At 53.9% G+C, this 26,019-nt stretch carries 23 protein-coding genes; 6 read left to right on the top strand and 17 right to left on the bottom strand.

The window, feature by feature from the left end; genetic code table 11:
* Nucleotides 1-34 precede the first annotated feature (34 nt).
* From HV243_RS21860 to mgtA, 4 genes are all read right to left on the bottom strand, one after another.
* A complete protein-coding gene (locus HV243_RS21860) occupies nt 35-1,321 on the bottom strand; it encodes a TRAP transporter large permease (RefSeq protein ID WP_016151490.1) in 1,287 nt (428 codons plus the stop codon).
* A 30-nt stretch (nt 1,322-1,351) separates the two neighbouring features.
* The gene (locus tag HV243_RS21865) at nt 1,352-1,861 is read right to left on the bottom strand and encodes a TRAP transporter small permease (RefSeq protein ID WP_046275813.1); all 510 of its coding nucleotides are present in this window, start codon (nt 1,859-1,861) and stop codon (nt 1,352-1,354) included.
* Nucleotides 1,862-1,923: 62 nt separating this feature from the next.
* The gene (locus tag HV243_RS21870) at nt 1,924-2,901 is read right to left on the bottom strand and encodes a TRAP transporter substrate-binding protein (protein WP_047358554.1); all 978 of its coding nucleotides are present in this window, start codon (nt 2,899-2,901) and stop codon (nt 1,924-1,926) included.
* Between the two features lie 375 nt (nt 2,902-3,276).
* A complete protein-coding gene (gene mgtA / locus HV243_RS21875) occupies nt 3,277-5,985 on the bottom strand; it encodes a magnesium-translocating P-type ATPase (RefSeq protein WP_019078248.1) in 2,709 nt (902 codons plus the stop codon).
* A 389-nt stretch (nt 5,986-6,374) separates the two neighbouring features.
* Between mgtA and treR the strand changes: the two genes are divergently transcribed.
* From treR to nrdG, 5 genes are all read left to right on the top strand, one after another.
* Nucleotides 6,375-7,322, top strand: a complete 948-nt coding sequence (treR, locus tag HV243_RS21880) for a trehalose operon repressor TreR (RefSeq protein WP_016155565.1) — start codon at nt 6,375-6,377, stop codon at nt 7,320-7,322.
* Nucleotides 7,323-7,432: 110 nt separating this feature from the next.
* Nucleotides 7,433-8,851, top strand: coding sequence for a PTS trehalose transporter subunit IIBC (gene treB / locus HV243_RS21885; protein WP_016155564.1), 1,419 nt, complete (start codon nt 7,433-7,435; stop codon nt 8,849-8,851).
* A 49-nt stretch (nt 8,852-8,900) separates the two neighbouring features.
* The gene (gene treC, locus HV243_RS21890; RefSeq protein ID WP_053389031.1) at nt 8,901-10,553 is read left to right on the top strand and encodes an alpha,alpha-phosphotrehalase; all 1,653 of its coding nucleotides are present in this window, start codon (nt 8,901-8,903) and stop codon (nt 10,551-10,553) included.
* A gap of 409 nt (nt 10,554-10,962) precedes the next feature.
* Nucleotides 10,963-13,101, top strand: coding sequence for an anaerobic ribonucleoside-triphosphate reductase (nrdD, locus tag HV243_RS21895; protein WP_016151477.1), 2,139 nt, complete (start codon nt 10,963-10,965; stop codon nt 13,099-13,101).
* Nucleotides 13,102-13,276: 175 nt separating this feature from the next.
* Nucleotides 13,277-13,741: an anaerobic ribonucleoside-triphosphate reductase-activating protein gene (gene nrdG, locus HV243_RS21900; RefSeq protein WP_016151476.1), complete on the top strand. Its 465-nt coding sequence runs from the start codon at nt 13,277-13,279 to the stop codon at nt 13,739-13,741.
* A 32-nt stretch (nt 13,742-13,773) separates the two neighbouring features.
* On the opposite strand, the gene HV243_RS21905 is transcribed toward nrdG, so the two are convergent.
* From HV243_RS21905 to pmbA, 11 genes are all read right to left on the bottom strand, one after another.
* The gene (locus tag HV243_RS21905; RefSeq protein ID WP_049043244.1) at nt 13,774-15,687 is read right to left on the bottom strand and encodes a PRD domain-containing protein; all 1,914 of its coding nucleotides are present in this window, start codon (nt 15,685-15,687) and stop codon (nt 13,774-13,776) included.
* Nucleotides 15,688-15,708: 21 nt separating this feature from the next.
* Nucleotides 15,709-16,449 (bottom strand): KDGP aldolase family protein, encoded by a 741-nt coding sequence (locus tag HV243_RS21910; RefSeq protein ID WP_053389030.1) that lies wholly within the window; start codon nt 16,447-16,449, stop codon nt 15,709-15,711.
* Complete coding sequence (locus tag HV243_RS21915) at nt 16,446-17,564, bottom strand: DgaE family pyridoxal phosphate-dependent ammonia lyase (protein ID WP_053389029.1); 1,119 nt, start codon at nt 17,562-17,564, stop codon at nt 16,446-16,448. Before HV243_RS21915 ends, HV243_RS21910 begins: the two co-directional genes overlap by 4 nt.
* Entirely contained in the window at nt 17,548-18,681 is a 1,134-nt protein-coding gene (locus HV243_RS21920) for an amidohydrolase/deacetylase family metallohydrolase (protein WP_053389028.1), read from the bottom strand. Before HV243_RS21920 ends, HV243_RS21915 begins: the two co-directional genes overlap by 17 nt.
* A 58-nt stretch (nt 18,682-18,739) precedes the next feature.
* The gene (locus HV243_RS21925) at nt 18,740-19,384 is read right to left on the bottom strand and encodes a DUF4310 family protein (protein WP_003830379.1); all 645 of its coding nucleotides are present in this window, start codon (nt 19,382-19,384) and stop codon (nt 18,740-18,742) included.
* Between the two features lie 11 nt (nt 19,385-19,395).
* Entirely contained in the window at nt 19,396-20,172 is a 777-nt protein-coding gene (locus HV243_RS21930) for a DUF4311 domain-containing protein (RefSeq protein WP_005134210.1), read from the bottom strand.
* 22 nt (nt 20,173-20,194) lie between these two features.
* Complete coding sequence (locus HV243_RS21935; protein WP_016151468.1) at nt 20,195-20,494, bottom strand: DUF4312 family protein; 300 nt, start codon at nt 20,492-20,494, stop codon at nt 20,195-20,197.
* 2 nt (nt 20,495-20,496) lie between these two features.
* A complete protein-coding gene (locus HV243_RS21940; RefSeq protein ID WP_003830384.1) occupies nt 20,497-20,859 on the bottom strand; it encodes an SFCGS family glycine-rich protein in 363 nt (120 codons plus the stop codon).
* A gap of 10 nt (nt 20,860-20,869) precedes the next feature.
* A complete protein-coding gene (locus tag HV243_RS21945; RefSeq protein ID WP_016151467.1) occupies nt 20,870-21,178 on the bottom strand; it encodes a PRD domain-containing protein in 309 nt (102 codons plus the stop codon).
* 330 nt (nt 21,179-21,508) lie between these two features.
* Nucleotides 21,509-21,895 carry a cytochrome b562 gene (gene cybC, locus HV243_RS21950; RefSeq protein WP_016155540.1) on the bottom strand — a complete coding sequence of 129 codons (387 nt, stop codon included), beginning with the start codon at nt 21,893-21,895 and terminating at the stop codon, nt 21,509-21,511.
* 47 nt (nt 21,896-21,942) lie between these two features.
* Nucleotides 21,943-23,295 carry a metalloprotease PmbA gene (gene pmbA / locus HV243_RS21955; RefSeq protein WP_003830385.1) on the bottom strand — a complete coding sequence of 451 codons (1,353 nt, stop codon included), beginning with the start codon at nt 23,293-23,295 and terminating at the stop codon, nt 21,943-21,945.
* Nucleotides 23,296-23,390: 95 nt separating this feature from the next.
* Between pmbA and yjgA the strand changes: the two genes are divergently transcribed.
* Nucleotides 23,391-23,942, top strand: coding sequence for a ribosome biogenesis factor YjgA (yjgA, locus tag HV243_RS21960; RefSeq protein ID WP_053389026.1), 552 nt, complete (start codon nt 23,391-23,393; stop codon nt 23,940-23,942).
* A 63-nt stretch (nt 23,943-24,005) separates the two neighbouring features.
* On the opposite strand, the gene HV243_RS21965 is transcribed toward yjgA, so the two are convergent.
* Entirely contained in the window at nt 24,006-25,322 is a 1,317-nt protein-coding gene (locus HV243_RS21965; protein ID WP_053389025.1) for a PTS transporter subunit EIIC, read from the bottom strand.
* Between the two features lie 6 nt (nt 25,323-25,328).
* The gene (locus tag HV243_RS21970) at nt 25,329-26,018 is read right to left on the bottom strand and encodes a 6-phosphogluconolactonase (RefSeq protein WP_016155538.1); all 690 of its coding nucleotides are present in this window, start codon (nt 26,016-26,018) and stop codon (nt 25,329-25,331) included.
* Nucleotide 26,019: the final 1 nt, after the last annotated feature.

Here is a 26,019-nt window from a genome sequence, read left to right on the forward strand (position 1 = left end):
AGGCCCGGTAAGCGCGAGCGCCACCGGGCGTTTATCACATCACACCAAACAGTCTCGGCAGGAACAGCGAAATCGCCGGAATGTACGTGACGATCATCAGCACCAGGAACAGCACGAAGTAGAACGGCAGCATCGCCTTCACCACCTGCTCAATTTTCTGCTTACTCACCGCACTGGCCACAAACAGCACCGACCCTACCGGCGGCGTTATCAGGCCGATCCCTAAATTCACCAGCATGATCATCCCAAAATGGACCGGATCAATGCCGAGCGCGTTGGTCACCGGTAGCAAAACCGGCGTCAAAATCAGGATCAGCGGCGCCATATCCATCAGCGTACCGATCAACAACAGCATGATGTTAATGCACATCAGGATGACGTATTTGTTGTCCGAGATGCTGGTGAAAGCTTCGGTGATACGCATCGGCAACTGCATATAGGTCATGACGGCACCGAACGCGGCGGCAAAACCTATCAGGATCATTACGATAGTGACCGTTTTCACCGTACGGAACATCAGCTTCGGCAGTTCAGACCATTTATAGTCACGATAGATAAACATGGTGACAAAGAAGGCCCACAGACAGGCAATCGCCGCAGATTCCGTCGCGGTAAAGATACCTGACAAGATACCGCCCATGATGATCACAACGGTCATTAAGCCCCACAGCGTATCGACGAATATCTTCAGCGCCTGGCGAAACGGTACGCGCTCCCCTTTTGGATAACCGCGTTTGTGCGCAAAAGCGACGCACATCACCATCAGGCTGAAGCTTAACAGCAGGCCCGGTAGGATCCCGGCGATGAACAGCGCGGCAATCGACACCGTCCCGCCCGTTGCCAGCGAGTAGATAACCGAGTTATGGCTCGGCGGCGTGAGGATCGCCTGCACCGAGCCGCTGGCAGTGACCGCTGCAGCAAAGTCGCGTGGATAACCTTTTTTATCCATCTCCGGGATCATTACCGAACCGATAGACGCGGTATCGGCCACCGACGATCCAGAAATTGCGCCAAAAAAGGTCGAGGCCACAATGTTGACCAGCGACAGCCCGCCGCGAATAAAGCCAACGAAAATATAGGCAAAGTTTACCAGCCGCCGCGCAATGCCCCCTTCGGCCATAATAGCCCCGGCCAAAATAAAGAACGGGATCGCCAGTAGCGAAAACTTGTTCACCCCACTGGTCAGTTGGATCATCACCGCTTCCAGCGGAATATCAATGTACCAGGCCCCAATGATGGCGCTAATGCCAACCGCGTACGCTACCGGTACCCCAATCGCCAGCATAATGCCGAGCGTAAAGACGAGAATAAATGCATCCATCTGCTTTCCTTTCTGAAATGGGGGCGGTAACTAGCTGGTCGATCCCAGCATGACAACAGGACGTTGGTACTGCGAGCCACGGCAGATCTTCTCAACGATAAACAGTAGCGTAATAGCAGAGCCAATCGGCAACGGGAGATAGTTTTGCCCGGCGCTTAAAATTGGGAATTCCGCCACGGGCTGTTCCCACAGTTCGAGGCATAGCATGGAGCCGTACCACAGAATGAACAGGCTTATCGCCATTAACATAACGTCTGCGACTACCGAGCAGTAACGGCGGGAAGATTCCCCCAGACGGTCAATCACCATGCTTACCGCGATATGCGAACCTGCGCGATAGCTCACCGCCGCGCCAATAAAGGTGAATGTCACCATACAAAGAATGGCGACTGGCTCAGGCCATGACAGGGCGTTATTCAGGACATAACGCGCGAATATGCCAATGGGGATAATGGCGACCATAACCAATAATGCGATACCGGCAATCCACATTGACACTCGATAAAGAAAATCCATTACCGATGAATAGCATTCACCCATAATCATCACCTCGAATTAATCAAAAGACTCAGGCGGAGGATTGATATCCTCCACCCGATGAATTACTTCACATCCTGAATACGTTTGATCAAATCCTGGTGGTCTTTACCGTAATTATCCCGTACTGACTGCGTGGCTTTATAGAAATAGTCCGTATCAATATCGTGGAACTGAACACCGTTGGCTTTCATGGTCTCCAGCGATTTCGCATTATAATCCTGCCAAAGTTTACGTTGCTCTACCTGGGCTTCTTTAGCGAGTTTAATAATGAGTTCCTGGTCTTCTTTTTTTAACTTATCCCATTTGGCTTTCGAGAACAGAAAAAGCTCAGGAATAATAAAGTGTTTACTCCAGGTATAGTTTTTCACGACCGGCAAATAGTTATGCGCAACAAACGTTGGCGGGTTATTTTCCGTACCATCAATAACGCCGGTCTGCATGCCACTAAATACTTCACTGACGCCCATCACAATGGAGTTAGCGCCCATCGCTTTTAGGGTATCCAGCGCTATCGGACTGGCCTGAACGCGGATTTTCATGCCGTGCAAATCTTCCGGTTTCACTACCGGATTCTTGGTGATCAGGTTGCGCGTTCCCGCATCCATCCAGCCAAGGAACACCAGTCGTGATTTGGTATTGGCTGTCAGACGGTCGCCAATCTCCTGACCAATCATGCCGTCAAGAACCTTATGCATATGGTCCTCATCGCGGAAAATATATGGCAGGGTAAACACGTTTATTTCAGGGAGAATTGCGGCAACTGGCGTCATTGAGACGCGAATAATATCAATGGCGCCTAATTGCGCCTGTTCAATCATCTGTTTTTCATCGCCTAACACACCACCTGGAAATGTTTTGATCTCCAGACGACCTTCGGTCGCGGCGTTAAGTTTCTCCCCCATATGTTTCACTGCAACAACGTTTGGGTAATCAGCCGGATGCACATCTGCGGCGCGAAAGGTTTGTGCCAGCGTTGCATGACTCGCCAGTAATACAGACGCGCCAATACACAGACTTAACAGGTTTTTTGTCAGTTTCATTTGTCCTTCTCCAGAAGTTCATAATATCCATTAACAGGAATAGCTTGCAGAGCAAATGACTGCCGGAATTAAAAACGGGCAGCGAGAAACTTTCTTAACGACGTTACCTGCGCAGACTAACTGGTGTAACAATTTATTTCGATGACTGCGTTCACAAAAAATCGCAGATTCTTATAATTTTTAGCACGCTGTTTCATTTTTGCAACGCAGATCGTTTTATTGATAAAAAAACAACGCAAAGAAGGCAATTTGATACTAATTACCCGCGTTAGCATTTCAATAAAAATAAAACACCAATATTTCGGGAGAATATCTTTCGAATGAAAAAGAGAAATGCAGGAGAGTATTAACACCCTCCTGCAAAGAAGTTGAGGATTACTGCCAGCCGTAGCGGCGGCTATAAAAACCTTTCACGAGCTGGGTTAATGTCATGTAGCCCGCCAGAATCGCAATCAGCCACGGGAAGTAGCTCAGCGGCAGCGCCTGCAATTGCAGATAGTTGGCCAGCGGCGAGAACGGTAATGCAATGCCTACCACCATGACCACCAGCGTCATCAGCATCAGCGGCCATGCGGCGCGGCTTTGGATAAACGGCACGCGGCGGGTACGGATCATATGCACAATCAGCGTTTGCGACAGCAGGCCTACCACGAACCAGCCAGACTGGAACAACGTCTGATGTTCTGGCGTATTCGCATGGAAGACGAACCACATCAGGCAAAATGTCAGAATGTCGAAGATCGAGCTGATTGGTCCAAAGAAGATCATAAAGCGCCCCAACTCGCTGGGATTCCAGCGCTGCGGCTTTTTGATCTGCTCTTCGTCGACGTTATCAAACGGAATCGCCACCTGGGATACATCGTACAGCAGGTTCTGAATCAGTAAGTGCAGCGGCAACATCGGCAGGAACGGTAAGAAGGCGCTCGCCACCAGCACGCTAAACACATTACCGAAGTTAGAACTGGCCGTCATTTTGATATACTTCAGCATGTTAGAAAAAGTACGGCGTCCTTCGATCACCCCTTCTTCCAGCACCATCAGGCTCTTTTCCAGCAGGATGATATCAGCGGCTTCACGCGCAATATCAACCGCGCCGTCAACGGAGATACCAATGTCCGCCGCACGCAGCGCCGGGGCATCGTTAATGCCATCCCCCATAAAGCCAACCACATGACCTTCGCGCTTGAGCAGCGTGACAATGCGCTCTTTGTGCATCGGTGTCAGACGAGCAAACAGCGTGGTGCGCTGGGCCAGCGTTGCCAGCTCATCGTCGCTTAACCCTTCAATGTTGCTACCGATAACCACATCGCCCGCATCCAGCCCCACTTCGTGACACACTTTCGCCGCCACCAGCTCGCTATCGCCAGTCAGGATTTTCACAGTAATGCCGCTGGCTTTCAGCGCTTTGAGCGCTGGCGCGGTGGTCTCTTTCGGCGGATCGAGGAACGCAATATAGCCTTCGAGGATCAGATCTGATTCATCAATACGCTGGTAATCGCCCTCACGCGCTGGCAGGTACTTCGTCGCCACCGCCACCACGCGCAGCCCCTGCCGGTTCAGCGTATCCGTGACGCGCTTCACCCGACGCAGCATGTTGTCATCTAACGGGACAACCTCACCGCTATAGCGCACCTGGGTGCAGACGCTGAGGATCTCCTGCAGCGCGCCTTTGCACACCAGCTGATGCACATCGGTTTCTTCAGCGACCACCACCGACATGCGGCGGCGTTCGAAGTCAAACGGGATCTCATCAATTTTCTGCCAGCGGGTAGAGAGCTGGCGGGCTGATTCTTCGTCCACGCCTTCCAGCACTGCCGTATCCAGCAGATTCTTCAACCCGGTCTGGTAATGACTGTTCAACCACGCAGAATGCAGGACGTGCTCGCTGGGCTTACCAGATATATCTGTATGATTCTCAAGTACAATTTTGTCTTGTGTCAGGGTGCCCGTTTTATCGGTACACAGGATATCCATCGCGCCAAAGTTCTGAATGGCGTCGAGGTGTTTGACGATGACCTTTTGTTTTGACAGCTTCACCGCCCCACGCGCCAGCGTCGAGGTGACGATCATCGGCAGCATTTCCGGGGTCAGCCCCACCGCGACAGACAGGGCAAACAGCGCCGCTTCCCACCAGTCGCCTTTGGTATAGCCGTTGATGATGAGCACAATCGGCGCCATCACCAGCATAAAACGGATCAGCAGCATGCTGACGCGGCTGATCCCTTTCTGGAAAGCATTCTGCTCGCTTTCCTGCTCGCTGACGCGGCCCGCCAGTTGCCCGAACCAGGTATTGGCTCCGGTCGCAATCACGATGGCCTGCGCCGTGCCGCTCACCACGTTGGTGCCCATAAAGCACAGGGTATCGCATTCGAGCGGGTTGCTTTGCTGCGGGTCGCGGCTGGTTGCGACTTTCTCCACCGGCAGCGATTCACCGGTCAGCGAAGCCTGGGCCACGAACAGGTCACGAGCCTGCACCACACGCAGATCGGCCGGGATCATATCCCCTGCCGCCAGCTTAATGATATCGCCGGGAACTAACTGGTCGATCGGCAGTTCAACCCAGCCGTTCTCTCCTTTCTCGTTGATAACGCGCAGCACCGTAGCGGTGTTACTGACCATCGCTTTCAGCGCATCTGCCGCTTTGGTGGAACGCGCCTCCTGCACAAAATTCAGCAGCGTAGAGATGACGACCATCAGAGCAATGACGCCAGCGGCAAACAGATCTTCGGTGGCATAGGAAATCGCACCGAGGATGGTCAACAAAATATTAAACGGGTTGCGGTAGCAGACCCACAGATGCACCCACCACGGCGACGGCTTCTGCGCCGGCAGTTGGTTCTCACCATGTAATTCGCGAGCGTTTTCCACTTCTGCGGCGTTTAATCCTTCCGGGTGCGCGCCAAACGTTTTCCACAGCGCGGCTTCGTCCATCAGCGCCATTTTCAGACAATGTTCGCTCAGCGATGGTGGGATCGGCGTGCTGGCAACGGTCTGGGCATTAGGCAACGGATCGCGATGCACCAGACGATGTGGTAAATGGCGGTTTAGCCGGGCAAATAGCTGGCGAGTAATATTTTTGAACATAGGCAGTCCCTCTGCGCCAGTCTCAACAGGCGCAGTAAATCCTTCAGGCGTGGCAAAGCCTTACCTGATGGCAATATTAAAATCACAACAGGGACGTCAGAACGTCACTGTCTTACTGCTCCGGTAAGACAGTGAAAGACAGGCTTACCGGAAAGGGGAGTTTCTCCATCTCGGGAGAGGGGTGGGATCGGGATCCATATAGCCTCCGGTAAGTGAATGATTTACGCTGCGGATTATACGCAGAAAACCATAAGGTTTGTGGCAATTATGGCAGTATGATAAACCATGGAAACTAAACCAAACGTATACCAGACTTTGCCCATTGCGCTGCGCTTGAGTAAAGTTATTCTCTATTTGGCATAACTTCACACGCAACACGGGAAAACAGGATGCAAAACCGGCTGACAATTAAAGACATCGCCCGCTTAAGCGGTGTGGGAAAATCAACCGTTTCCCGTGTGCTTAACAATGAAAGCGGCGTGAGCGAACGCACCCGCGAACGCGTTGAAGCGGTGATGAATCAGCACGGTTTTTCCCCTTCCCGCTCCGCACGCGCCATGCGCGGACAAAGTGACAAGGTGGTGGCGATCATCGTCACGCGTCTGGACTCGCTTTCGGAAAATCTCGCCGTGCAAACCATGCTGCCCGCCTTTTATGAGCAGGGTTACGACCCGATCATGATGGAAAGCCAGTTCTCGCCCGAACTGGTTGAAGAGCATCTCGGCATGCTCAGACGCCGCAATATTGACGGCGTGGTGCTGTTTGGTTTTACCGGCATAAGTGAATCCATGCTCGCCTCCTGGCAGGATTCGCTGGTGCTGCTGGCAAGAGATGCCAAAGGCTTTGCCTCCGTCTGCTATGACGATGAAGGCGCCATTCGCACCCTGATGCAGCGTTTATACGATCGCGAGCATCGCCATATCAGCTTTCTTGGCGTTCCCCATAGCGACGTGACCACCGGTAAGCGCCGCCATGAAGCCTACCTGGCGTTCTGTAAGAAACACAAACTGCATCCTGTAGCCGCGCTACCGGGTCTTGCCATGAAGCAGGGTTATGAGCAGGCCGCCAACGTCATCACCCCGGAAACCACTGCCTTAGTCTGCGCGACGGATACCCTCGCCCTTGGTGTCAGCAAATATCTGCAAGAGCAGCGAATTGAGAATCTACAGCTGGCGAGCGTGGGCAGTACGCCGCTGATGAAATTCCTCCATCCGGAAATAATCACCGTCGATCCAGGATATGCCGAAGCCGGACGACAAGCGGCCTCGCAGCTGATCGAGCAGATCAATGGCCGTAGCGAACTACGACAAATCGTTATTCCTTCCACCCTCTCCTGATCGCTTTCTGAGCGTTAATTTGTGATCTTCGCTGCGTTTCGGGAACGTTCCCATTTTTAAATTTTCATCGACGATATACTCTGGCGGCAGGTCAACAATAGGGCTTAATAATGAGCAAAATTAAACAAGCAGACATCGACCGGCTGATTGAGCTGGTAGGCGGGCGCGACAATATCGCCACGGTAAGTCACTGCATTACTCGCCTGCGTTTTGTGCTGAATCAGCCTGCGAATGCCAGGCCAAAAGAGATCGAACAGTTGCCGATGGTCAAAGGCTGCTTCACCAACGCCGGGCAGTTTCAGGTGGTGATTGGTACCGAAGTGGGCGATTACTACAAAGCGCTGCTGGCGACAACCGGTCAGGCCAGCGCCGACAAAGAGCAGGCGAAAAAAGCCGCGCGGCAGAATATGAAATGGCACGAACAGCTGATTTCTCATTTTGCGGAGATCTTCTTCCCGCTGCTGCCAGCGCTGATTAGCGGCGGCTTGATCTTGGGGTTCCGTAATGTGATTGGCGATCTGCCCATGAGCAACGGGCAGACGCTGGCGCAGATGCACCCTTCGCTGAAAACCCTTTACGACTTCCTGTGGCTAATTGGCGAAGCGATCTTCTTCTATCTGCCGGTCGGGATCTGCTGGTCAGCAGTGAAGAAAATGGGCGGTACGCCGATCCTCGGTATTGTGCTGGGTGTGACCCTGGTTTCACCGCAGCTAATGAACGCCTATCTACTCGGTCAACAGGTACCGGAAGTGTGGAACTTCGGCCTGTTCAGCATTGAGAAAGTGGGCTATCAGGCACAGGTTATTCCGGCACTGCTGGCCGGTCTGGCGCTCGGGTTTATTGAGACACGCATGAAACGCATCGTCCCGGATTATCTGTATCTGGTGATCGTCCCGGTGTGCTCGTTGATCCTCGCGGTATTCCTCGCGCACGCCTTTATTGGTCCGTTTGGCCGCATGATCGGCGACGGTGTCGCGTTTGCGGTCCGTCACCTGCTGACCGGCAGCTTTGCCCCGATTGGCGCGGCGCTGTTCGGCTTCCTGTATGCCCCGCTGGTGATAACCGGCGTGCATCAGACCACGCTGGCTATCGACATGCAGATGATTCAGAGCATGGGCGGTACGCCGGTATGGCCGCTGATCGCACTGTCGAATATCGCTCAGGCCTCTGCGGTAGTCGGGATCATCATCTCCAGTCGCAAACACAATGAACGTGAAATCTCCGTTCCTGCCGCGATCTCCGCCTATCTCGGGGTCACTGAACCTGCCATGTACGGGATCAACCTGAAATACCGCTTCCCGATGCTGTGCGCGATGATCGGTTCCGGTCTCGCCGGACTGCTGTGCGGCCTGAACGGTGTGCTGGCGAACGGAATTGGCGTCGGCGGTTTGCCGGGCATCCTCTCCATCCAGCCGACTTACTGGCAGGTATTTGGCATGGCAATGGTCATTGCGATTGTTATCCCCATGGTACTGACCTCATTCGTTTATCAGCGTAAACACCGTATGGGCACACTACAAATTGTCTAACTTTTCTTCGGGGCGCAGTTGCGCCCCATCGTATTTCCAGGAAACAACCATGAATATTCCCCACTGGTGGCAAAACGGCGTCATCTATCAGGTTTACCCCAAGAGTTTTCAGGACACCACCGGCAGCGGCACCGGCGATTTACGCGGTGTGACGCAGCGCCTCGGCTATCTGCAAACGCTGGGGGTTGATGCCATCTGGCTAACGCCGTTCTATATTTCGCCGCAGGTTGATAACGGTTACGACGTCGCGGATTACATGTCTGTCGATCCGGCCTACGGAACGCTTGCAGACTTTGACGAACTGGTGGCGCAGGCGAAAGCGCGCGGCATCCGTATTATTCTCGATATGGTGTTTAACCACACTTCAACCCAGCACCCCTGGTTTCGCGAGGCGCTGGATAAAGACAGCCCGTATCGTCAGTTTTACCTCTGGCGCGACGGTACGCCAGACAGTCTCCCGAATAACTGGCACTCCAAATTTGGCGGCAGCGCCTGGGGCTGGCACGCCGAAAGCGAGCAGTACTATCTGCACCTCTTTGCTCCGGAGCAGGCAGACCTGAACTGGGAGAACCCGGCGGTCCGCGCCGAGCTAAAAAAAGTGTGCGAGTTCTGGGCCGATCGCGGCGTGGACGGGCTGCGTCTCGACGTGGTGAATCTTATCTCTAAAAATCAGGACTTCCCGAGCGATCCCGACGGCGATGGGCGGCGTTTTTATACCGACGGCCCGCGTGCGCATGCGTTTTTACGTGAAATGAATCGCGACGTCTTCACGCCCCGCGGCCTGATGACGGTCGGCGAAATGTCTTCTACCACGCTGGAAAACTGCCAGCAGTACGCCGCACTCGATGGCAGCGAACTGTCGATGACCTTCAACTTCCACCACCTGAAAGTGGATTACCCCAACGGTGAGAAGTGGACGTTAGCCAAACCCGACTATGTGGCGCTCAAAACCCTATTCCGCCACTGGCAGCAAGGCATGCACAATCAGGCCTGGAACGCGCTGTTCTGGTGTAACCACGACCAGCCACGCATCGTGTCGCGTTTTGGCGATGAAGGTAAATACCGCGTTCCGGCCGCAAAAATGCTGGCGATGGTGCTGCACGGTATGCAGGGCACGCCCTACATCTACCAGGGTGAAGAGATCGGCATGACCAATCCGCACTTCCGCCAGATTACCGATTATCGCGATGTGGAAAGCCATAACATGTTTGCCGCCCTGAACGGCCAGGGGCGCGATGCGCAAGAGCTGCTGGCGATCCTCGCCAGTAAATCGCGCGATAACAGCCGCACGCCGATGCAGTGGGATGCCAGCAAACACGCGGGCTTCACCGCGGGTGAACCGTGGATCAATCTGTGCGACAACGCAGCGGATATCAACGTGGCGGCAGCGCTGCGCGATACCGACTCGGTGTTCTATACCTATCAGAAGCTGATCGCATTGCGTAAAGCAGAGCCGGTTATCACCTGGGGCGACTATCAGGATCTGCTACCGGGCAGCCCGCATCTGTGGTGCTATCAACGTGAATGGCAAGGACAGCGGTTGCTGGTCATTGCTAATCTGAGCGATACCTTCCAGAGCTGGCAGCCGACCCAGACCGACGGCAACTGGCAGGTGCTGATGCACAACTATGCCGAGGTCGCCAGCCAACCCGCAGACATGACGCTGCGTCCTTTTGAAGCCGTCTGGTGGTTGCAAAAATAGCTTGCAATTATGTTCAGGCCCGGTACGCATAACGCTGCCGGGCTTTGATGCCTACGCTCAGCTTACCTTTCTGTTTTTGTTGAATAATTAATCAGAATTTTCTGCCCACAATTTACAATCGGCTGTAGTGCCCGTCATCTGTACGCTCCGATTTTTACTTTGCGCTACATCAAATAAATCGTAAACATCCTTGATGCAAATCACTACATATAGAACTTAAAATGCACGCCGACCCAATATGTTGTATTAATCGACTACAATTGCTACAACTACAGTGCACCGCTTCACGGTGGAATTGTGGATAAAGTGGGTCAGGATTGCGGGAAGTCATTGGCAATAGAGATGAATAAAGCCCTGATGGCCTCCCCAACCTCTGTGGATAACCTGTTCTTATAAATATGGAGTGATCATGACACCGCATGTGATGAAACGAGATGGCTGTAAAGTGCCGTTTAAATCAGAGCGCATCAAAGAAGCCATTCTGCGTGCAGCTAAAGCAGCGGGAGTCGATGACGCAGATTACTGTGCCACCGTCGCAGAAGTCGTTAGTAGCCAGATGAATGAGCGCAGCAAGGTCGATATCAACGAGATCCAGACAGCGGTAGAAAACCAGTTAATGTCTGGCCCGTACAAACAACTCGCCCGTGCGTACATCGAATATCGCCACGACCGTGATATCCAGCGTGAAAAACGTGGCCGTCTGAACCAGGAAATTCGTGGTCTGGTTGAGCAAACCAACTCTGCTCTGCTGAATGAAAATGCCAACAAAGACAGCAAAGTGATCCCGACCCAGCGCGACCTGCTGGCCGGTATCGTTGCCAAACACTATGCGCGTCAGCACCTACTGCCGCGTGATGTCGTCCAGGCGCACGAGCGTGGTGATATTCACTATCACGATCTCGACTACTCTCCGTTCTTCCCAATGTTTAACTGCATGCTGATCGACCTGAAAGGCATGCTGACGCAGGGCTTTAAGATGGGTAACGCGGAGATTGAACCGCCAAAATCCATCTCTACCGCGACCGCCGTCACCGCGCAAATTATCGCGCAGGTCGCCAGCCATATTTATGGCGGCACCACCATTAACCGTATTGATGAAGTTCTCGCGCCGTTCGTTACCGAGAGCTTTAATAAACATCGTAAAACCGCTGAAGAGTGGCAGATCCCGGACGCCGACGGTTATGCCCATTCCCGTACCGAGAAAGAGTGCTACGACGCATTCCAGTCTCTCGAGTATGAAGTGAACACCCTGCATACCGCCAACGGTCAGACGCCGTTCGTGACCTTTGGTTTTGGCCTGGGAACCAGCTGGGAATCGCGTTTGATCCAGCAGTCCATTCTGCGTAACCGTATTGCCGGCTTGGGTAAAAATCGTAAAACCGCAGTGTTCCCGAAACTGGTGTTCGCGATTCGTGACGGTCTGAACCACAAGTTTGGCGATCCGAACTACGACATCAAACAGCTGGCACTGGAGTGCGCGAGCAAGCGTATGTATCCGGACATCCTGAACTACGATCAGGTGGTCAAAGTGACCGGCTCGTTCAAAACGCCAATGGGCTGTCGCAGCTTCCTCGGCGTGTGGGAAAACGAGAACGGCGAGCAGATTCACGACGGACGTAACAACCTCGGCGTTATCAGCCTCAACCTGCCGCGTATCGCCCTGGAAGCGCATGGCGATGAAGCCACCTTCTGGAAACTGCTCGACGATCGTCTGGTACTGGCGCGTAAAGCGCTGATGACCCGCATTGCGCGCCTGGAAGGCGTGAAGGCCCGCGTGGCGCCCATTCTGTATATGGAAGGGGCCTGCGGCGTGCGTCTGAAAGCGGACGATGATGTGTCAGAAATCTTTAAAAATGGTCGTGCATCCATCTCTCTGGGCTACATCGGTATTCACGAAACCATCAATGCGCTGTTTGGCGACAAGCATGTGTATGACAGCGAGCAGCTGCGCGCCAAAGGTATCGCCATTGTGGAACGCCTGCGTCAGGCGGTCGATCAGTGGAAAGACGAAACTGGCTACGGCTTTAGCCTGTACAGCACGCCAAGTGAAAACCTGTGCGACCGTTTCTGCCGTCTGGATACCGCCGAATTTGGCGTGGTCCCGGGCGTGACCGACAAAGGCTACTACACCAACAGCTTCCACCTCGACGTGGAGAAGAAGGTTAACCCGTACGACAAGATCGATTTCGAAGCGCCGTACCCGCCGCTGGCAAGCGGGGGCTTCATTTGCTACGGCGAATACCCGAATATTCAGCACAACCTGAAAGCGCTGGAAGACGTCTGGGATTACAGCTATCAGCACGTGCCCTATTACGGGACCAACACGCCAATCGATGAATGCTACGAGTGCGGCTTTACCGGTGAATTTGAGTGCACCAGCAAAGGTTTTACCTGCCCGAAATGTGGTAACCACGACGCCGCCCGCGTATCGGTCACCCGCCGCGTCTGCGGTTATTTAGGCAGCCCGGACGCACGTCCGTTTAACGCCGGTAAGCAGGAAGAAGTGAAGCGCCGCGTTAAGCATTTAGGGAACGGGCAGATCGGTTAATTTAGACGATTTTATTGCCCGGCGATGCGACGCTTTTCGGGCCATTATTTCCGCAACGCAATTCACGTCATAGCAAGGCAGCAAATGAGTAAGTCCCGGGGAGCTTACATAAGTAAGTGACTCGGGCGCACGAACGCAGCTATGGCGCGAATTGATAAACGGATGAGAAGCGCTAATGAATTACCATCAGTATTACCCTGTCGACATCGTTAACGGTCCCGGCACTCGCTGTACCCTGTTTGTTTCAGGATGCGTGCATGAATGCCCCGGTTGCTATAACAAAAGCACCTGGCGGCTCAATTCCGGCCAGCCGTTTAGCAAAGAGATGGAAGACAAGATCATTGCCGATCTGAACGACACGCGTATTCACCGTCAGGGGATCTCACTCTCCGGCGGCGATCCGCTGCATCCACAAAACGTGCCGGATATTCTGCAACTGGTGCAGCGCATTCGCGCTGAGTGTCCGGGAAAAGACATCTGGGTGTGGACCGGCTACAAGCTCGATGAACTCGATGCCGCGCAAATGCAGGTTGTCGATCTCATCAACGTGTTGGTCGATGGCAAATACGTGCAGGATCTCAAAGACCCGGCGCTAATCTGGCGCGGGAGCAGCAACCAGGTTGTGCATCATTTGCGTTAATTTCCAGCAGTAGAGGTTCTGTTTTCCACCCCTCAAAAACGGCTCACACACTCCATTGCAACTGTTTTGAACTCGCTGAAATTCCGGCATGCGCAGAGTCGCGTCATCGCGCGCTCGCGCAGGAAGGTGACGAAAATATCGTAGATCGCCATCGCTTCTTCGTATTCGCTTTTGCTGATGGCGAGCAGGAAGATCACATGCGCCGTTTCATCCCCCCAGGCGATACCCTGCGGGGCGAGGATGGTGTAGACCACCGTTTTCTTTGCCAGCAGACCGAGGGCGTGCGGCAGGGCAATGCTGTCACCCAGCATGGTGCTGACGATAGCCTCACGTTCAACCACCGAATCAAGAAACTCCGCATCGACAAAGCCTTCATCCTGCAACTGGCGACATAAAACGTTGAACAACGTTTGTTGATCCATTGGCTCGTCGATCACACGAAAATGGGCGGCATCGAAGAATTTGTTCAACATCCACGGACGGGTTCTGTCGACCAGCACCAGTTTGCCAATTTGCTCCAGTTGATAATCGGTAGGGAACGGTGCAATCATCACCACAGGCTTATCTTTTTCACCAACCCGCGCGGTAGAGATGACGAAATCTTCGCTGATGCTTTCCCGCTGTTCGTAGTCGCGTAGCGTCACGGTATCAACGATTTCTATCTGCGGATACTTACGCGCCAGCACCGCCTCAATCATCCGCAGCATCGCATTTCCAGCATCGCATACCAGCAGAACTTTTGGCTGCCTCTGATAACCGATGTTGTAACTACGCTCCAGCCCGACGCCAATATGCAGCACAAGGAAGCCAATCTCATTTTCACTGATGGTGTACGGCGTATATTTTCCCCATCCCGAGACGGCGGCCAGCGTCATGTCCCACGCCATCGGGTAGTGCTGTTTAATATTTTCCAGTAGCGGATTGGGGATCATTATCTGGTAACGCACCCGGGTGATCATCGTCTTAATATGCGTCAGCAGATCAGCATGTAACTGTTTGTCATTCAACAGGTTGTAGTTGTACTGGCTGTTGATAAACCGCAGGATGTAATTGACCAGCGCTTCGTCATCATCCGCATTGATGGCGCTGGGGGCGATCTCTTGTACCTGGCGGGCGGCGATATGCACCTGCAGCCAGTTCTCTTCGGAAACGGTAAGCGGTTTATCCGCCAGTCGGTGCAATACCGCTGCGATTTCCCGCGTGGCCAGGCACACTGATTGCTCGGCTTCTTCTGCGGCAAATTCCGGGAGGGGATACCCTTCGCTAATCCGCCGTACCGCCACCGCGCAGTACAACCGCAAAAACAGCTCCCCCTCATCGGTCAGGCGAATGTGAAAACGGGCAAAAATATCCTGCAAAACAGGTTGTAGCTGTTCAGGGATCCCGGCATTTAGTGCCTCTTGCGTCACTAGCGGGTGCTGTGGATCCTGCTGCGCCAGCGTCCATAGCAGATCGGTCAAACAGGCGCGGATCGCCATCTCGCTGCCAAACAGCTTCATACCGTGACGGGGGCGCGTTTCCAGCGTCAGATGATAACGTTGCAGATGCTCGCGCACCTCAGCCATATCGTTTTGCAGCGTCGCGCGGCTGATAAACCATTCATCAGCCAAATCCTCCAGCTTCAGCGAAAAGGCCGACGTCAGAAAACGAACCACCAGCCAGTGCACCCGCTCCTGGCTGGTGCGAGGGATGCGCAGCAACGCGTCTGGTCGCTGCGTTTGCAGGGCATGATAACGTGCCGGGTCGTCAATTTTGAGTTGATAACCGTTACCCCGGCTGAGGACAAACTGCGCGCCGTACTGGGTGAGCAGCGCGTTTAGCGCAGTGATATCCGCCCGTACGGTGCGTGTGGAAACCGACAACCGCTGCGCCAGCTCGTCCTGTGGAAGCGCTTCGTTTTGCAGCATGCCAAACAGCTGCGCTAAACGTTGGTTGGGGAATCGCACGTCAGTTTCCTCATCAGTCAGTTAGCCTACGCAGGCCCGGGTCATCGCCATCAGCTGGCGCACGTCGTCCGGTCGGGTGTTACCACTCACCTTATCAATAATCGAACTATAGATGTGAGGAATGATTTTGCTCACTCCGGCATCCAGGGCGATCTGCAAAATTTCAGTGAAATTATCCAGATCGATACCGCCGGTGGGCTCCAGCCAGAAGTCATGGCGGGCGCAGGCCTGGGCAACTGCAATGTATTCCTCACGGCACTTCAGGCCACCCATTGGGAAGTATTTAATCGAGCTCCCCCCCATGTCTTTGAGCAACGCAATCGCGGTTTCTACCGGCACAATGCCGTCTGGCGTCTGGCTGCTCAGCGGACCGGTGGAGATTTTCACCCTGCCCGGAGTGCCGGTTGGCGAGACCAGACCGTTGACCACCGTCTCCTGCTGACCCAGCAGCGCGCGGCTGGTCGCCACGCCGGTAAAGACCTGATTAACATGCTGTGGCTGCACCTGACGGGAGATTTCACTGACCATCGCCGACTGGTTGGGATCGCCCGCCCCCAGCCCCACGGAGAGGGCATTGTCGATAAGCGCTGCGTATTCACGCATATCCGCAACCGCGCTTGCGACATCCGGGTAATTTTTTGACAACACACCGACCAGCAAGTGTCCTTCCGCCGCCGCGTAAATATCCCGGGCATTTTCTTTGGAGCCCGCCAGCACGTTCAGGCAGACGCGGTCGCGATAAAAGTTAGGGGTCAGTTTCATGCTTTTTTCTCCTGCGAAATCACTTCACCAATTCGACGGGCCACAATCTCCAGTTGCGCGCGATCCACGCTGCGCACATCGGCTTCGATAATGCCTTCGTTAGCTTTGTAACCACGGAAGTAAATCGCGTACTCTCCCTGCTTGAGCGCGTCGACCAGTTCACCTGTGGCGATGCCGGTTGCCGCTTCGTCAAACTTAATTTCGGTGCGCGCGATGTCGCGCCCTGCGCTGTCCCACACCACGCGGGCACTTACGCCGTGAAGCTGGTTTAACGCATTAATGAACGGCGTCATTTTCTCGACCATCTCCGCGCCGCTCTCTTTCTGCGCGTTCAGATACAGTTCGATGGCGCAGGTCAGGCCAAGAATCCCCTCTTTGCCCACCTTCATCGCCCGACCAATCCCCGCGGTCTGGCGCTTCACCCACTCAACGTATTGGGTTTTGCCAATCACCAGGCCGCTGGTTGGCCCTTCAATCGCCTTCGCACCGCTATAAATCACCAGATCCGCACCAACCCGGTAGTAGCACTGCAAATCCTCTTCCGCCGCCGCATCCACGATTAGCGGCAGATTATGCGTACGCGCCACCACCGCAGCCTGTTCCACGCTGAGCATGCTTTTCTGGACGCAGTGGTGAGATTTGATATACAGAATGGCCGCCGTGCGTGGCGTAATGGCCGCCGCCAGCTGAGCGGCGGAACATTCGTTGGCATAACCCGCTTCCACTAGCTTGCCGCCGCCGAGCGCCACCATGGTGCCAACCGGAGCGCCAAAGTTGACGTTGTGGCCTCTGGGCAGCACGATTTCGTTGTTCTCGATCGGCGCGACGTGCAGGTTCTCCAGCAGCCAGTCGCTGTCCTTAACCAGCACTCCAGCCACTGACAGGGCGATTCCGGCCGAAGCGCAGGAGACGACGGTAGCCCCTTCCACCTCCAGCAATTTCGCAATGTAGTCACCGGTCTTATTGACCAGGTCTTTCATCTCAAAATATTGATTCATCCCCGCCATTGCGGCCTCAACCACTTCTGGTCGTGGCGTAGAAACGCCGAGCGCCGTCATGCGGCCTGAGGTGTTAATCACCTGTTTTAAATTGTATTTCTCAAAAATCGAAGGCATGTTCCGCGCTCCCTTGTTCGGTCATATAGCCCTTGCCCGCACGTATTGCGGCAAGCGGCACCAGCAGTTGTTCAGCCTGCAGGCTGTCGTTTTCTGCATCTACCAGCACGGTTGGCTGGCGCTTAAGCGTAAAGAGGGTTAAATCGGCATCCAGACCAACCTGCAGTCGCCCTTTCTGTTTCAGGCGCAGACCATCGGCGGCATTGGCAGTAACGCACTCAATGACCTGCGGGAGCGACATCCCAATGGCGAGAAATTTCGACATCACATTCGCCAGGGAATACACCGGGCCGCTGATACGGTTGCGACAATAAATATCGGAGCTGATGGTGTGCGGCAAAATGCCCAGACCGATAGCGCGTTTTGCCACCGCAAAGCTCAGGCTGGCAGTGCCATGCCCAACGTCCAGACGCACACCGCGTGAAATCGCCCGCGTCACTGACGCCCGCAGCTCGCCTTGCGGCGTCAGAATGCGATTCGGCTTACCGTTGTAGCAGTGGGTAATGATGTCGCCCGCGGTCAGGCGTTCGGCGATCTCATCCAGATCCGGCGGATTGTTGCCGATGTGCACCATCAGCGGCAGGTCACCGTTCTGCGCTTGCATCGCTTTGGCGCGCTCCAGCGGCGTAATGCCGTTTTCACCGACCACGCTGCTGCTCATGCGCGCCTTCAGGCCGACGATAAAATCAGGATGGCGCTTCACCGCCTGTCGAACCGCATCGGCGTCAATGTTGGCCATATTAGCCAGCTCGTTCTGGGCGATAAGCCCAACGCGGGAAATATTCAGCAGCGCATACACTTCGGTGGTCGATTCCCGGGTCAGGGTATAAAAATCATCGATATCATCCGCCCCGGTACTGCCCGCATCCACCACCGTGGTAACGCCGGTAGCTATACCGACGCTGTCCGGTTGGTCGTGATAAATCGGGGATTTCGGATAGCAGTGAACGTGGGAATCAATCCAACCTGCGCTGACGTAGTACTCGCCGCCCAGTTTGATGGTTTTCAGCGCCGGGCCATCAACGTCGCCCAACGCCGCAATTTTGCCGTCTTTGAGCGCAATATCGCTCACCGTATCGTCAACGAGGCGCGCACGGCGCAGGAGTAAATCAAACATCGCTCTCTCCTTTGCCGGATGGCGGCGCAACCGCCTCATCCGGCCTACAAATCAACAGTTAGCTAATGGCAATCGGGAAGATGGACCCGAGGATCATCGCCCCAAGGATCGCCCCGCCGGTGATCGGTTTCTGCCACAGGTAAAACAGCAGCGCGCCCGCCAGTGAACCGATGCCGATAGGGATAGACGCCGTCATCGCGCTGAGGATAATCAATGGCCCGAGGAAGCGGCCGGAGGCATTACCGGCCCCCATCATGACATCCGCGCCGTAGGTCGAGTCGCTCTGATTGATGGTGAACTTACGCGCCAGAATAATGATGTAGCCAATCGCCAGACCAATCACCAGACCGGTAACCAGCGACGCTGCGAAGTTGGCAACCGGGAAGATAATACCTGCGCCCAGCAGCAGCGCCGGAACACCTAACCCGACCCCGGTCTGAATAGCCCCGCCAATATCCAGAATCCCCACCAGCGAACCTTCAATGATGCGGGCAAACAGGAAGCTTGCACCAAACGCCGCCACCGCCCCGTAGGAGCCGGTGTCCATTCCCGCCTTCAGCATCGCCACAAAAGCGACTTCGTTAAATGCGCCAATACCGTACAGGTAGTACATGTGCGTTCCGGCAAATACGCCAGAGGAGAGCAGGCCAACGAAGATCGGGAACGACCAGTCAGCGAACCAAAAACCTTTATTCTGTTCCATGATGGCCTCCGTTATTTGCCGCTGAGCGAGTTGTGGATAAGTTCGAGCCAGTTAGGCACGGTCAGATGGAAGGATTCGATCATCTTCATGTCGAAGCCGCGGAAGAAGCCGCTCAGGACAAACAGCGCGACGATAGCCACCATCATCACTTTAGTGACGTGGTTCCAGCCGCTCTCTTCCACGCCTTTACCGATCAGAATGCCAAGGACCAGACCCGGAACGGCGTTGCCCATAATCAGCTGCGCCGCGCCGCCAAAGACGGTGGCCCAGAAGCCTGATTTTTTACCGGCATCGATCGCCGCCAGCCAGAAGATCACTGGCATCACGGTGTTAACCAGCAGGTTAGCCGCAGGCACCAGCACCTTGACGGCGGTCACCTGCAACGCTTCCGGTACGGATGACGCTGTGAGGTTCAGGAAGGTCACGACGATCATCCCGATAACGCCGCAGGCAATCGCCATGCGCTTGGGATCGTGCAGCGTTTCACCGACGTTGCGGTTTTTAACCATCAGCGCAGCAGCGCCCCAGTTGGGGATGATGCGATGGTCGACGTCCTGAGTGAACGCCCCCGCCGCAACGGAGGAAGCCCAGGCGTTAAAGAAGAAGCCCAGGCCGAACGAGAAGTGAGAAGCCGGATCCCCTTCACAGGAATTCAGTTCTCCCAGAGTACGAAACGCGCCCATCCCTTGAGTGGTAGGCGCATGAAACATGCGTGCAGCCCCAGCGCCGACACCGACGCCAACCAGGCCGCCGATGATGAGCGATTTTATTAATATTATCAGGAACATAATTATGCCTTTTAATAAAGAATCAGCGTTGCGTAACGAAATCCACCTTGTCGAGATTGATGGCAGTCACGTTGACGGTCACGTCCAGCTCCACGCTGAAGGTGCGTCTTTCCCGGCGCAAAAAGAGGAATAAAAATGCCTCTTTGCGCACCGATTCACGCGCTTGAACAACCTGCACATCCTGTGGCTCAATACGCAGTAAGATATGCGGCGACGCTTTCATCACCGCTGCCTGAACGTGGTTCAGGGCATCGGCAAAGGCGCGCGCTTTGGCCTCGCCCTTGCCAGTGACTCTCACCGTGGTGGTGAATTGTTCTTTCATGCTTAAGCGCCGTGTTTCTTTTGCCACGCCTGTACCAGGCGCTCACCGAGTTCTTCTTTGTCCATAAAACCGAACCCCAGCACGTTGCAACCTTCGTTGATGGCCGTGACCCCTTCATCAACCGAGCGCATGCCGTATTTCGCCTTGTAGCCGTATTTGGTCTGCGCGGTAATCGCACCCGCGCCGCCACTGCCGCAAAACGAGATGCCAAAGGTGGCGTTTTCCGCTTTCATCACGTCACCCAGCTTCATATCTGCCGCAACGCCCGGCACCACAACCGCACGGCCGCCCGCTTTCTCAACGCCTGCCGCCACTTTCTGGCCTTTACCCAGACGATCGCCAATCACTACGGTAATCTGTTCCATCTTTTGCTCCTTAAAGGTTGTCTTTCGCGACTTCGAAGTGCACCGACAGCAGCCAGGCCTCTTCCTCAGGAAGATTGCCAAACTCAGCGACCACGTCACGGGCAAGCGCCATTGATTCGGCAGAAATTTCATCAAACAAGCTGGCATCGACTTCTGGTAAGGGTTCACCCGTTACCGAGCGGTGCGCCATGGCGCGAACATGCGACGTCAGCATCTGTTCCTGTACAGCGTTGGGAATAATGTGGCGTTCACGCAGCAAGGCATACACCTGCGCCAGCATGCGGTCGGCCAGTTCCACCGATTCCCCCATGTCATTCATTACAGCTCCGTTATTCACTCGTCTTACCCCACTAGTGGCTCTGAGGGTAACTTAGCGGCGGGGGTTAAAAGTTTGTAGCGAGTTGTTTTCCACTTCGAAGTGGAAAGGGGCGCAGCGATAGTGATCTGTGCCGCAAAAAGGGCCAGGACCACGATTAATCACTGGAAGAATGTGATTGAGATCGCAAGAGTGAGCAGCAAAATGGAAGGAAATGCGAACAATGAATGGACGATAAAAATGAAAAAATGTGATGGGGATAGCGTTTACTTATGGGATGCAGGGGCGCAGCGTCTTATCCGGCCTACGGTTATGCAGGCCGGATAGAGTAGATTAGCGGAACTTCTTGTGGTTTTCGTTGCGCGTTTTTTTCAGGTCTTCCGCAACGGCTTTCGCCTCTTTGACTTTACCTTCGTTCGCCAGTTTAAGCGCGCCGTCAATCTGACCGATCAGCGTGTCAAAGCCGTGGCGGAAATCTTTCATCTCCGCACTGTCCGGGGATTTGCTCTCCAGCTTCGGCGGCGTTCCCTTTTGAGCATCCAGCGCGGCTGCACGCATTTTGGTCAACGCGTCTTTCAGTTCAGTCGCATTGTCCGTTTTTTCGACGATCTTCAGGTTGTCGTTGAGGATCCCCATGTCATCTTCGAGATCGGCTGCAAACGCAGAAGAACCAAGAACCAGCGTTGAAGCCGCGACGATCGCTAACAGGTGTTTACGCATTGCTCACTTCCTTTTTTATTATTAAAAAATTAACGCCTTAACGAGTATCATTGCCCGGCGATTTTCATCTCCGGTAACAATACCGAACCACACTGTATATTACTGCGTGTTTCAATATCGTTGCCTACGGTCACAATATTGCGCCACATCTCTTTTAAGTTACCGGCGATGGTAATTTCACTCACCGGATACTGAATTTCGCCGTTTTCGACCCAAAAACCCGCCGCGCCGCGCGAGTAATCGCCGGTAATGCCGCTAACGCCCTGGCCCATCAGCTCGGTAACCACAAGACCTGTGCCCATCTCTTTGAGCAACTGCTCGAAGCTTAGACCCTGTCCCGGAATTCGCCAGTTGTGGATCCCGCCCGCATGACCGGTGCTCTTCAGTCCCAGCTTACGTGCGGAATAGTTGGTCAGCAGCCATTGGGTCAGCACACCGTCTTTAATAATGTCACGGCGTTCGGTCCGTACGCCTTCGCTGTCGAACGGCGACGACGCCAGCCCTTTCAGCAGGTGCGGATGTTCTTCAATAGTCAGCCATTCCGGCAGAATTTGTTTGCCCAGCGAGTCGAGCAGGAAGGTGGATTTACGGTACACCGAACCACCGGCAATCGCGCCGACCAGATGTCCGAACAGCCCAGTCGCCACTTCGTTGGCAAAAATCACTGGTGCTTTCATGGTGGAAAGTTTACGCGGAGAGAGGCGAGATAAGGTGCGGCGAGCACAGTCTGCCCCCACCCATTCCGGCGTTTGCAGATCGCCCATCGCCCGGCCAATGGTGTAGGCGTAATCACGCTCCATATCGCCATTTTCTTCCGCGATGACGCAGCTGGAAAGAGAATGACGCGTGGAGCAGTAGCCCTGCAGCATCCCGTGGCTGTTACCAAACACTTTGATGCCATAGTGGCTGTTAAAACTGCCGCCTTCGGTATTGGTGATACGCTTGTCGGCCTGTAGCGCCGCCTGTTCCGCGCGGGCTGCCAGTTCGATAGCTTCGTCAGGGGACACTTCCGCCGGGTGGAACAGATCCAAATCGGGCGCATCAAAGGCCAGCAGTTCTTTATCTGCCACGCCCGCGCACGGGTCCGGTGAGGTGTAACGTGCAATATCCAGCGCGGCCTGCACGGTACGTGCAATCGCCTGCGGGCTTAAATCGGTGGACGATGCGCTGCCCTTACGGTTTTGGTGATAAACCGTAATCCCCAGCGCGCCATCGCTATTGAATTCTACGTTCTCCACTTCACCATAACGGGTGCTGACGCTAATACCCGTGGTCTTGCTCACAGCGACTTCCGCGCCATCCGACTTACCTGACGCTAATTCCAGTGCCGTCGAGACCGCTTCTTCCAGAATCTTACGCTGCGCTTCAACTTGTGAGATTACTTTCATCGCAAATGCCATAATGTAGAGAGAGTTTCTCTGAAGTCTAACAGAGAACCGTTTTTCAGTGCGCATCTTAACTGGTAACATTAGCCTCTTTTTTTAAGGAGCCTGACATGACTAAGCAGCCCGAAGACTGGCTCGACGACGTTCCCGGTGATGACATCGAAGACGAAGACGATGAAATTATCTGGGTCAGTAAAAGTGAAATAAAACGTGACGCCGAGGAGTTAAAACACCTGGGTGTGGAACTGGTAAAACTGGGGAAAAACGCGCTGGATAAAATCCCGCTCGACGCGGATTTACGTGCCGCGATTGAGTTGGCCCAGCGTATTAAGATGGAAGGTCGCCGCCGCCAGCTGCAGCTGATTGGCAAAATGTTGCGCCAGCGCGATGTTGATCCTATCCGTCAGGCGCTGGACAAGCTGAAAAACCGTCACAACCAACAGGTTGTACTGTTTCACAAGCTTGAGCAACTGCGCGATCGCCTGATCGCCGAAGGTGATGATGCGGTAGCGGAAGTGCTGAACCTGTGGCCAAACGCCGATCGCCAGCAGCTTCGTTCTCTGGTTCGCAATGCGAAGAAAGAGCTAGAAGGCAACAAGCCGCCGAAATCAGCACGTCAGATTTTCCAGTATCTGCGTGAACTGGCGGAAAACGAAATCTAACCTCTTCGTCTGCAGAAAGTGCCGGATGATGTAAATACTTCATCCGGCCTGGATTCTGTGCTCTTACTGCTGGGGCTGCATTTCGCCCATAGCGTTCTCTGACTGGCTCTCTTCATGCAGATACTGCTTATCTAAAATCTTCACGAACGGTGTATAAATCGCGGTGGCGATAACCAGATTCACGGCCTGTAAAACAATGCCTGAAATCCCGGTGGTGAGGAAACCAGAAATAAAGATCGGCGTTGTCCAGGGAATGGAGATACCAGAGGTGGGGGGAACCCAGCCGAATGCGATAACCACATAAGTAACCGTACACAGCACCATTGGGGTAATGATAAACGGGATAAGCATCAGCGGATTAAGCACGATTGGCAAACCAAAAATAACCGGCTCATTAATGTTAAAAATTGCCGCCGGTGCCGCCAGCCGTGAGAGCTGCTTTAATCGCGTACTTTTGGCAACCATAAAGATGCTAATCAACAGCGCTCCGGTAAAGCCCGTACCGCCGGCAATCAAATAGACATCCCTGAACTGCTGAGTAATGATGTTGGTCGCTACCAGCCCGGCCTGAGTTTGCGCCAGGTTCTGCGCACTGAGCGTTTGCCAGATAGGCCCCATTACGGATGTCATGATAGAGTCGCCATGGATCCCAAAGAACCAGAAGAAACTGATCATCATCTCAGCAATCAGTTGCGATAAGAGGGAATTCCCCAGATACAGCAACGGCTGTTGCAACATGACGCTGATAAATTTCCCCGGCGTACCAAAAGGCGTGTTCTCAAACAGCACCTTGGCGATAATCCAGAACAGTAGCACTAAGAAGATAGGTACCAGCGATTTAAACGACCTGGCAATCTCTGGCGGGACACTCGCAGGCATCTTGATGGTAAAAGCCCTGTTTTCCAGAAACTGAACCACCTTGATGGTGACCACAGTAACGATAATCCCTAAGAACATCGATTCAGAGCTAAAGTCGAGCAGCGCGTAAGCATCGGCGACGATTTCTCCCGATCCTGTCGTAATATGACCAGGCGACATTAAGAAGAAGATCGCCACCGGTAAAATAGCGGAACTTTGGCTGAGATTAAGCTTTTCAACTAACTCCTTTGAGAAGGTGATAATCACCAGCAGCGTCATTAATCCGTAGCTGGCGTTAATCCCGTAATTGAGCTTATCCAGCACGCCTTCCCCTAACAGCGAACTCATAAACTCGTGATAGCCGTTAACAGGAAAGTTGGTTAACAATACGAAAAATGAACCGACAATCAAAAAGGGAATCAGGGCAATAAACGCATTTTTTAGTGCGGTCAGGTAGATGTTTGACGAGATTTTCTCGGCCAGTGGCAACATCTTTTGTTCGAGTAGAGAGGTTATGCTCATGCCCGCTTACCCTATAAGGTTTTTTGTCACGTAATAATTAACCTGCGGGAACTGCTTGATATAGATGGCAGGAACCTGAGTGTGGTGCGCATCGCCGTTAACAATCTCCTGATAAATATCTTTTTTCGTATCGTGGTTGATGATGACAATCACTTTTCCAGCCTTGATGATTTTATTCAGCCCGACGGTAATACCCTCGGTGAGGGTGACATCTCCGGAGAAGTATTTATGGCTGGCAACGTTAATTGTTACGTCATCCAGTTGAGTTTGTAGATAATCCTCATCAAACGGCACGCCCGGCTCGTTTAAGCCGATATGCCCGTTCATTCCCACGCCCAGAATTACATAGTCAAACTCTTCACCGTTGAGCGCGGTTTGGTAATGGGCAATATTTTGTGCCGTAGAGGCAAACGGATTGAAATGGACTAACCGCACCGGATAGGCACATTTGTGCACAAAGTCCTGATTAATCATGTTCAGGCAGCTGCCATCTGATTCGCTGGGCACGTTGACCCACTCATCCAGCGCAAAGAAGGTAAGGCGTTCGGCAAACGGTGTCGCTGCCAGTGCTTCGTAAATCCAGTGAGGCGTGCTACCGGAGGGGATCAGCACGCGAGAATGTGGTTTGAGCGCGGATAGCTCACTAACGACCTGTTCAGCCAGCGCGGCATTGGTATCAAACGTTGTACATTTCATC

This window comes from Citrobacter sp. RHBSTW-00599, assembly GCF_013784065.1.
Classification (GTDB): domain Bacteria; phylum Pseudomonadota; class Gammaproteobacteria; order Enterobacterales; family Enterobacteriaceae; genus Citrobacter; species Citrobacter braakii.

Bases quoted from the DNA above. Each gene is read 5' to 3' on its own strand.
- HV243_RS21860 (WP_016151490.1), bottom strand. From the start codon at position 1,321: ATGGATGCATTTATTCTCGTCTTTACGCTCGGCATTATGCTGGCGATT.
- HV243_RS21870 (WP_047358554.1), bottom strand. From the start codon at position 2,901: ATGAAACTGACAAAAAACCTGTTAAGTCTGTGTATTGGCGCGTCTGTA.
- HV243_RS21945 (WP_016151467.1), bottom strand. From the start codon at position 21,178: ATGAATGACATGGGGGAATCGGTGGAACTGGCCGACCGCATGCTGGCG.
- HV243_RS21925 (WP_003830379.1), bottom strand. From the start codon at position 19,384: ATGGAACAGAATAAAGGTTTTTGGTTCGCTGACTGGTCGTTCCCGATC.
- yjgA (WP_053389026.1), top strand. From the start codon at position 23,391: ATGACTAAGCAGCCCGAAGACTGGCTCGACGACGTTCCCGGTGATGAC.
- HV243_RS21935 (WP_016151468.1), bottom strand. From the start codon at position 20,494: ATGAAAGAACAATTCACCACCACGGTGAGAGTCACTGGCAAGGGCGAG.
- nrdG (WP_016151476.1), top strand. From the start codon at position 13,277: ATGAATTACCATCAGTATTACCCTGTCGACATCGTTAACGGTCCCGGC.
- treB (WP_016155564.1), top strand. From the start codon at position 7,433: ATGAGCAAAATTAAACAAGCAGACATCGACCGGCTGATTGAGCTGGTA.
- HV243_RS21965 (WP_053389025.1), bottom strand. From the start codon at position 25,322: ATGAGCATAACCTCTCTACTCGAACAAAAGATGTTGCCACTGGCCGAG.
- HV243_RS21920 (WP_053389028.1), bottom strand. From the start codon at position 18,681: ATGTTTGATTTACTCCTGCGCCGTGCGCGCCTCGTTGACGATACGGTG.
- mgtA (WP_019078248.1), bottom strand. From the start codon at position 5,985: ATGTTCAAAAATATTACTCGCCAGCTATTTGCCCGGCTAAACCGCCAT.
- nrdD (WP_016151477.1), top strand. From the start codon at position 10,963: ATGACACCGCATGTGATGAAACGAGATGGCTGTAAAGTGCCGTTTAAA.
- HV243_RS21970 (WP_016155538.1), bottom strand. From the start codon at position 26,018: ATGAAATGTACAACGTTTGATACCAATGCCGCGCTGGCTGAACAGGTC.
- HV243_RS21930 (WP_005134210.1), bottom strand. From the start codon at position 20,172: ATGTTCCTGATAATATTAATAAAATCGCTCATCATCGGCGGCCTGGTT.
- HV243_RS21910 (WP_053389030.1), bottom strand. From the start codon at position 16,449: ATGAAACTGACCCCTAACTTTTATCGCGACCGCGTCTGCCTGAACGTG.
- treC (WP_053389031.1), top strand. From the start codon at position 8,901: ATGAATATTCCCCACTGGTGGCAAAACGGCGTCATCTATCAGGTTTAC.
- pmbA (WP_003830385.1), bottom strand. From the start codon at position 23,295: ATGGCATTTGCGATGAAAGTAATCTCACAAGTTGAAGCGCAGCGTAAG.
- cybC (WP_016155540.1), bottom strand. From the start codon at position 21,895: ATGCGTAAACACCTGTTAGCGATCGTCGCGGCTTCAACGCTGGTTCTT.
- HV243_RS21915 (WP_053389029.1), bottom strand. From the start codon at position 17,564: ATGCCTTCGATTTTTGAGAAATACAATTTAAAACAGGTGATTAACACC.
- HV243_RS21865 (WP_046275813.1), bottom strand. From the start codon at position 1,861: ATGGGTGAATGCTATTCATCGGTAATGGATTTTCTTTATCGAGTGTCA.
- HV243_RS21940 (WP_003830384.1), bottom strand. From the start codon at position 20,859: ATGGAACAGATTACCGTAGTGATTGGCGATCGTCTGGGTAAAGGCCAG.
- treR (WP_016155565.1), top strand. From the start codon at position 6,375: ATGCAAAACCGGCTGACAATTAAAGACATCGCCCGCTTAAGCGGTGTG.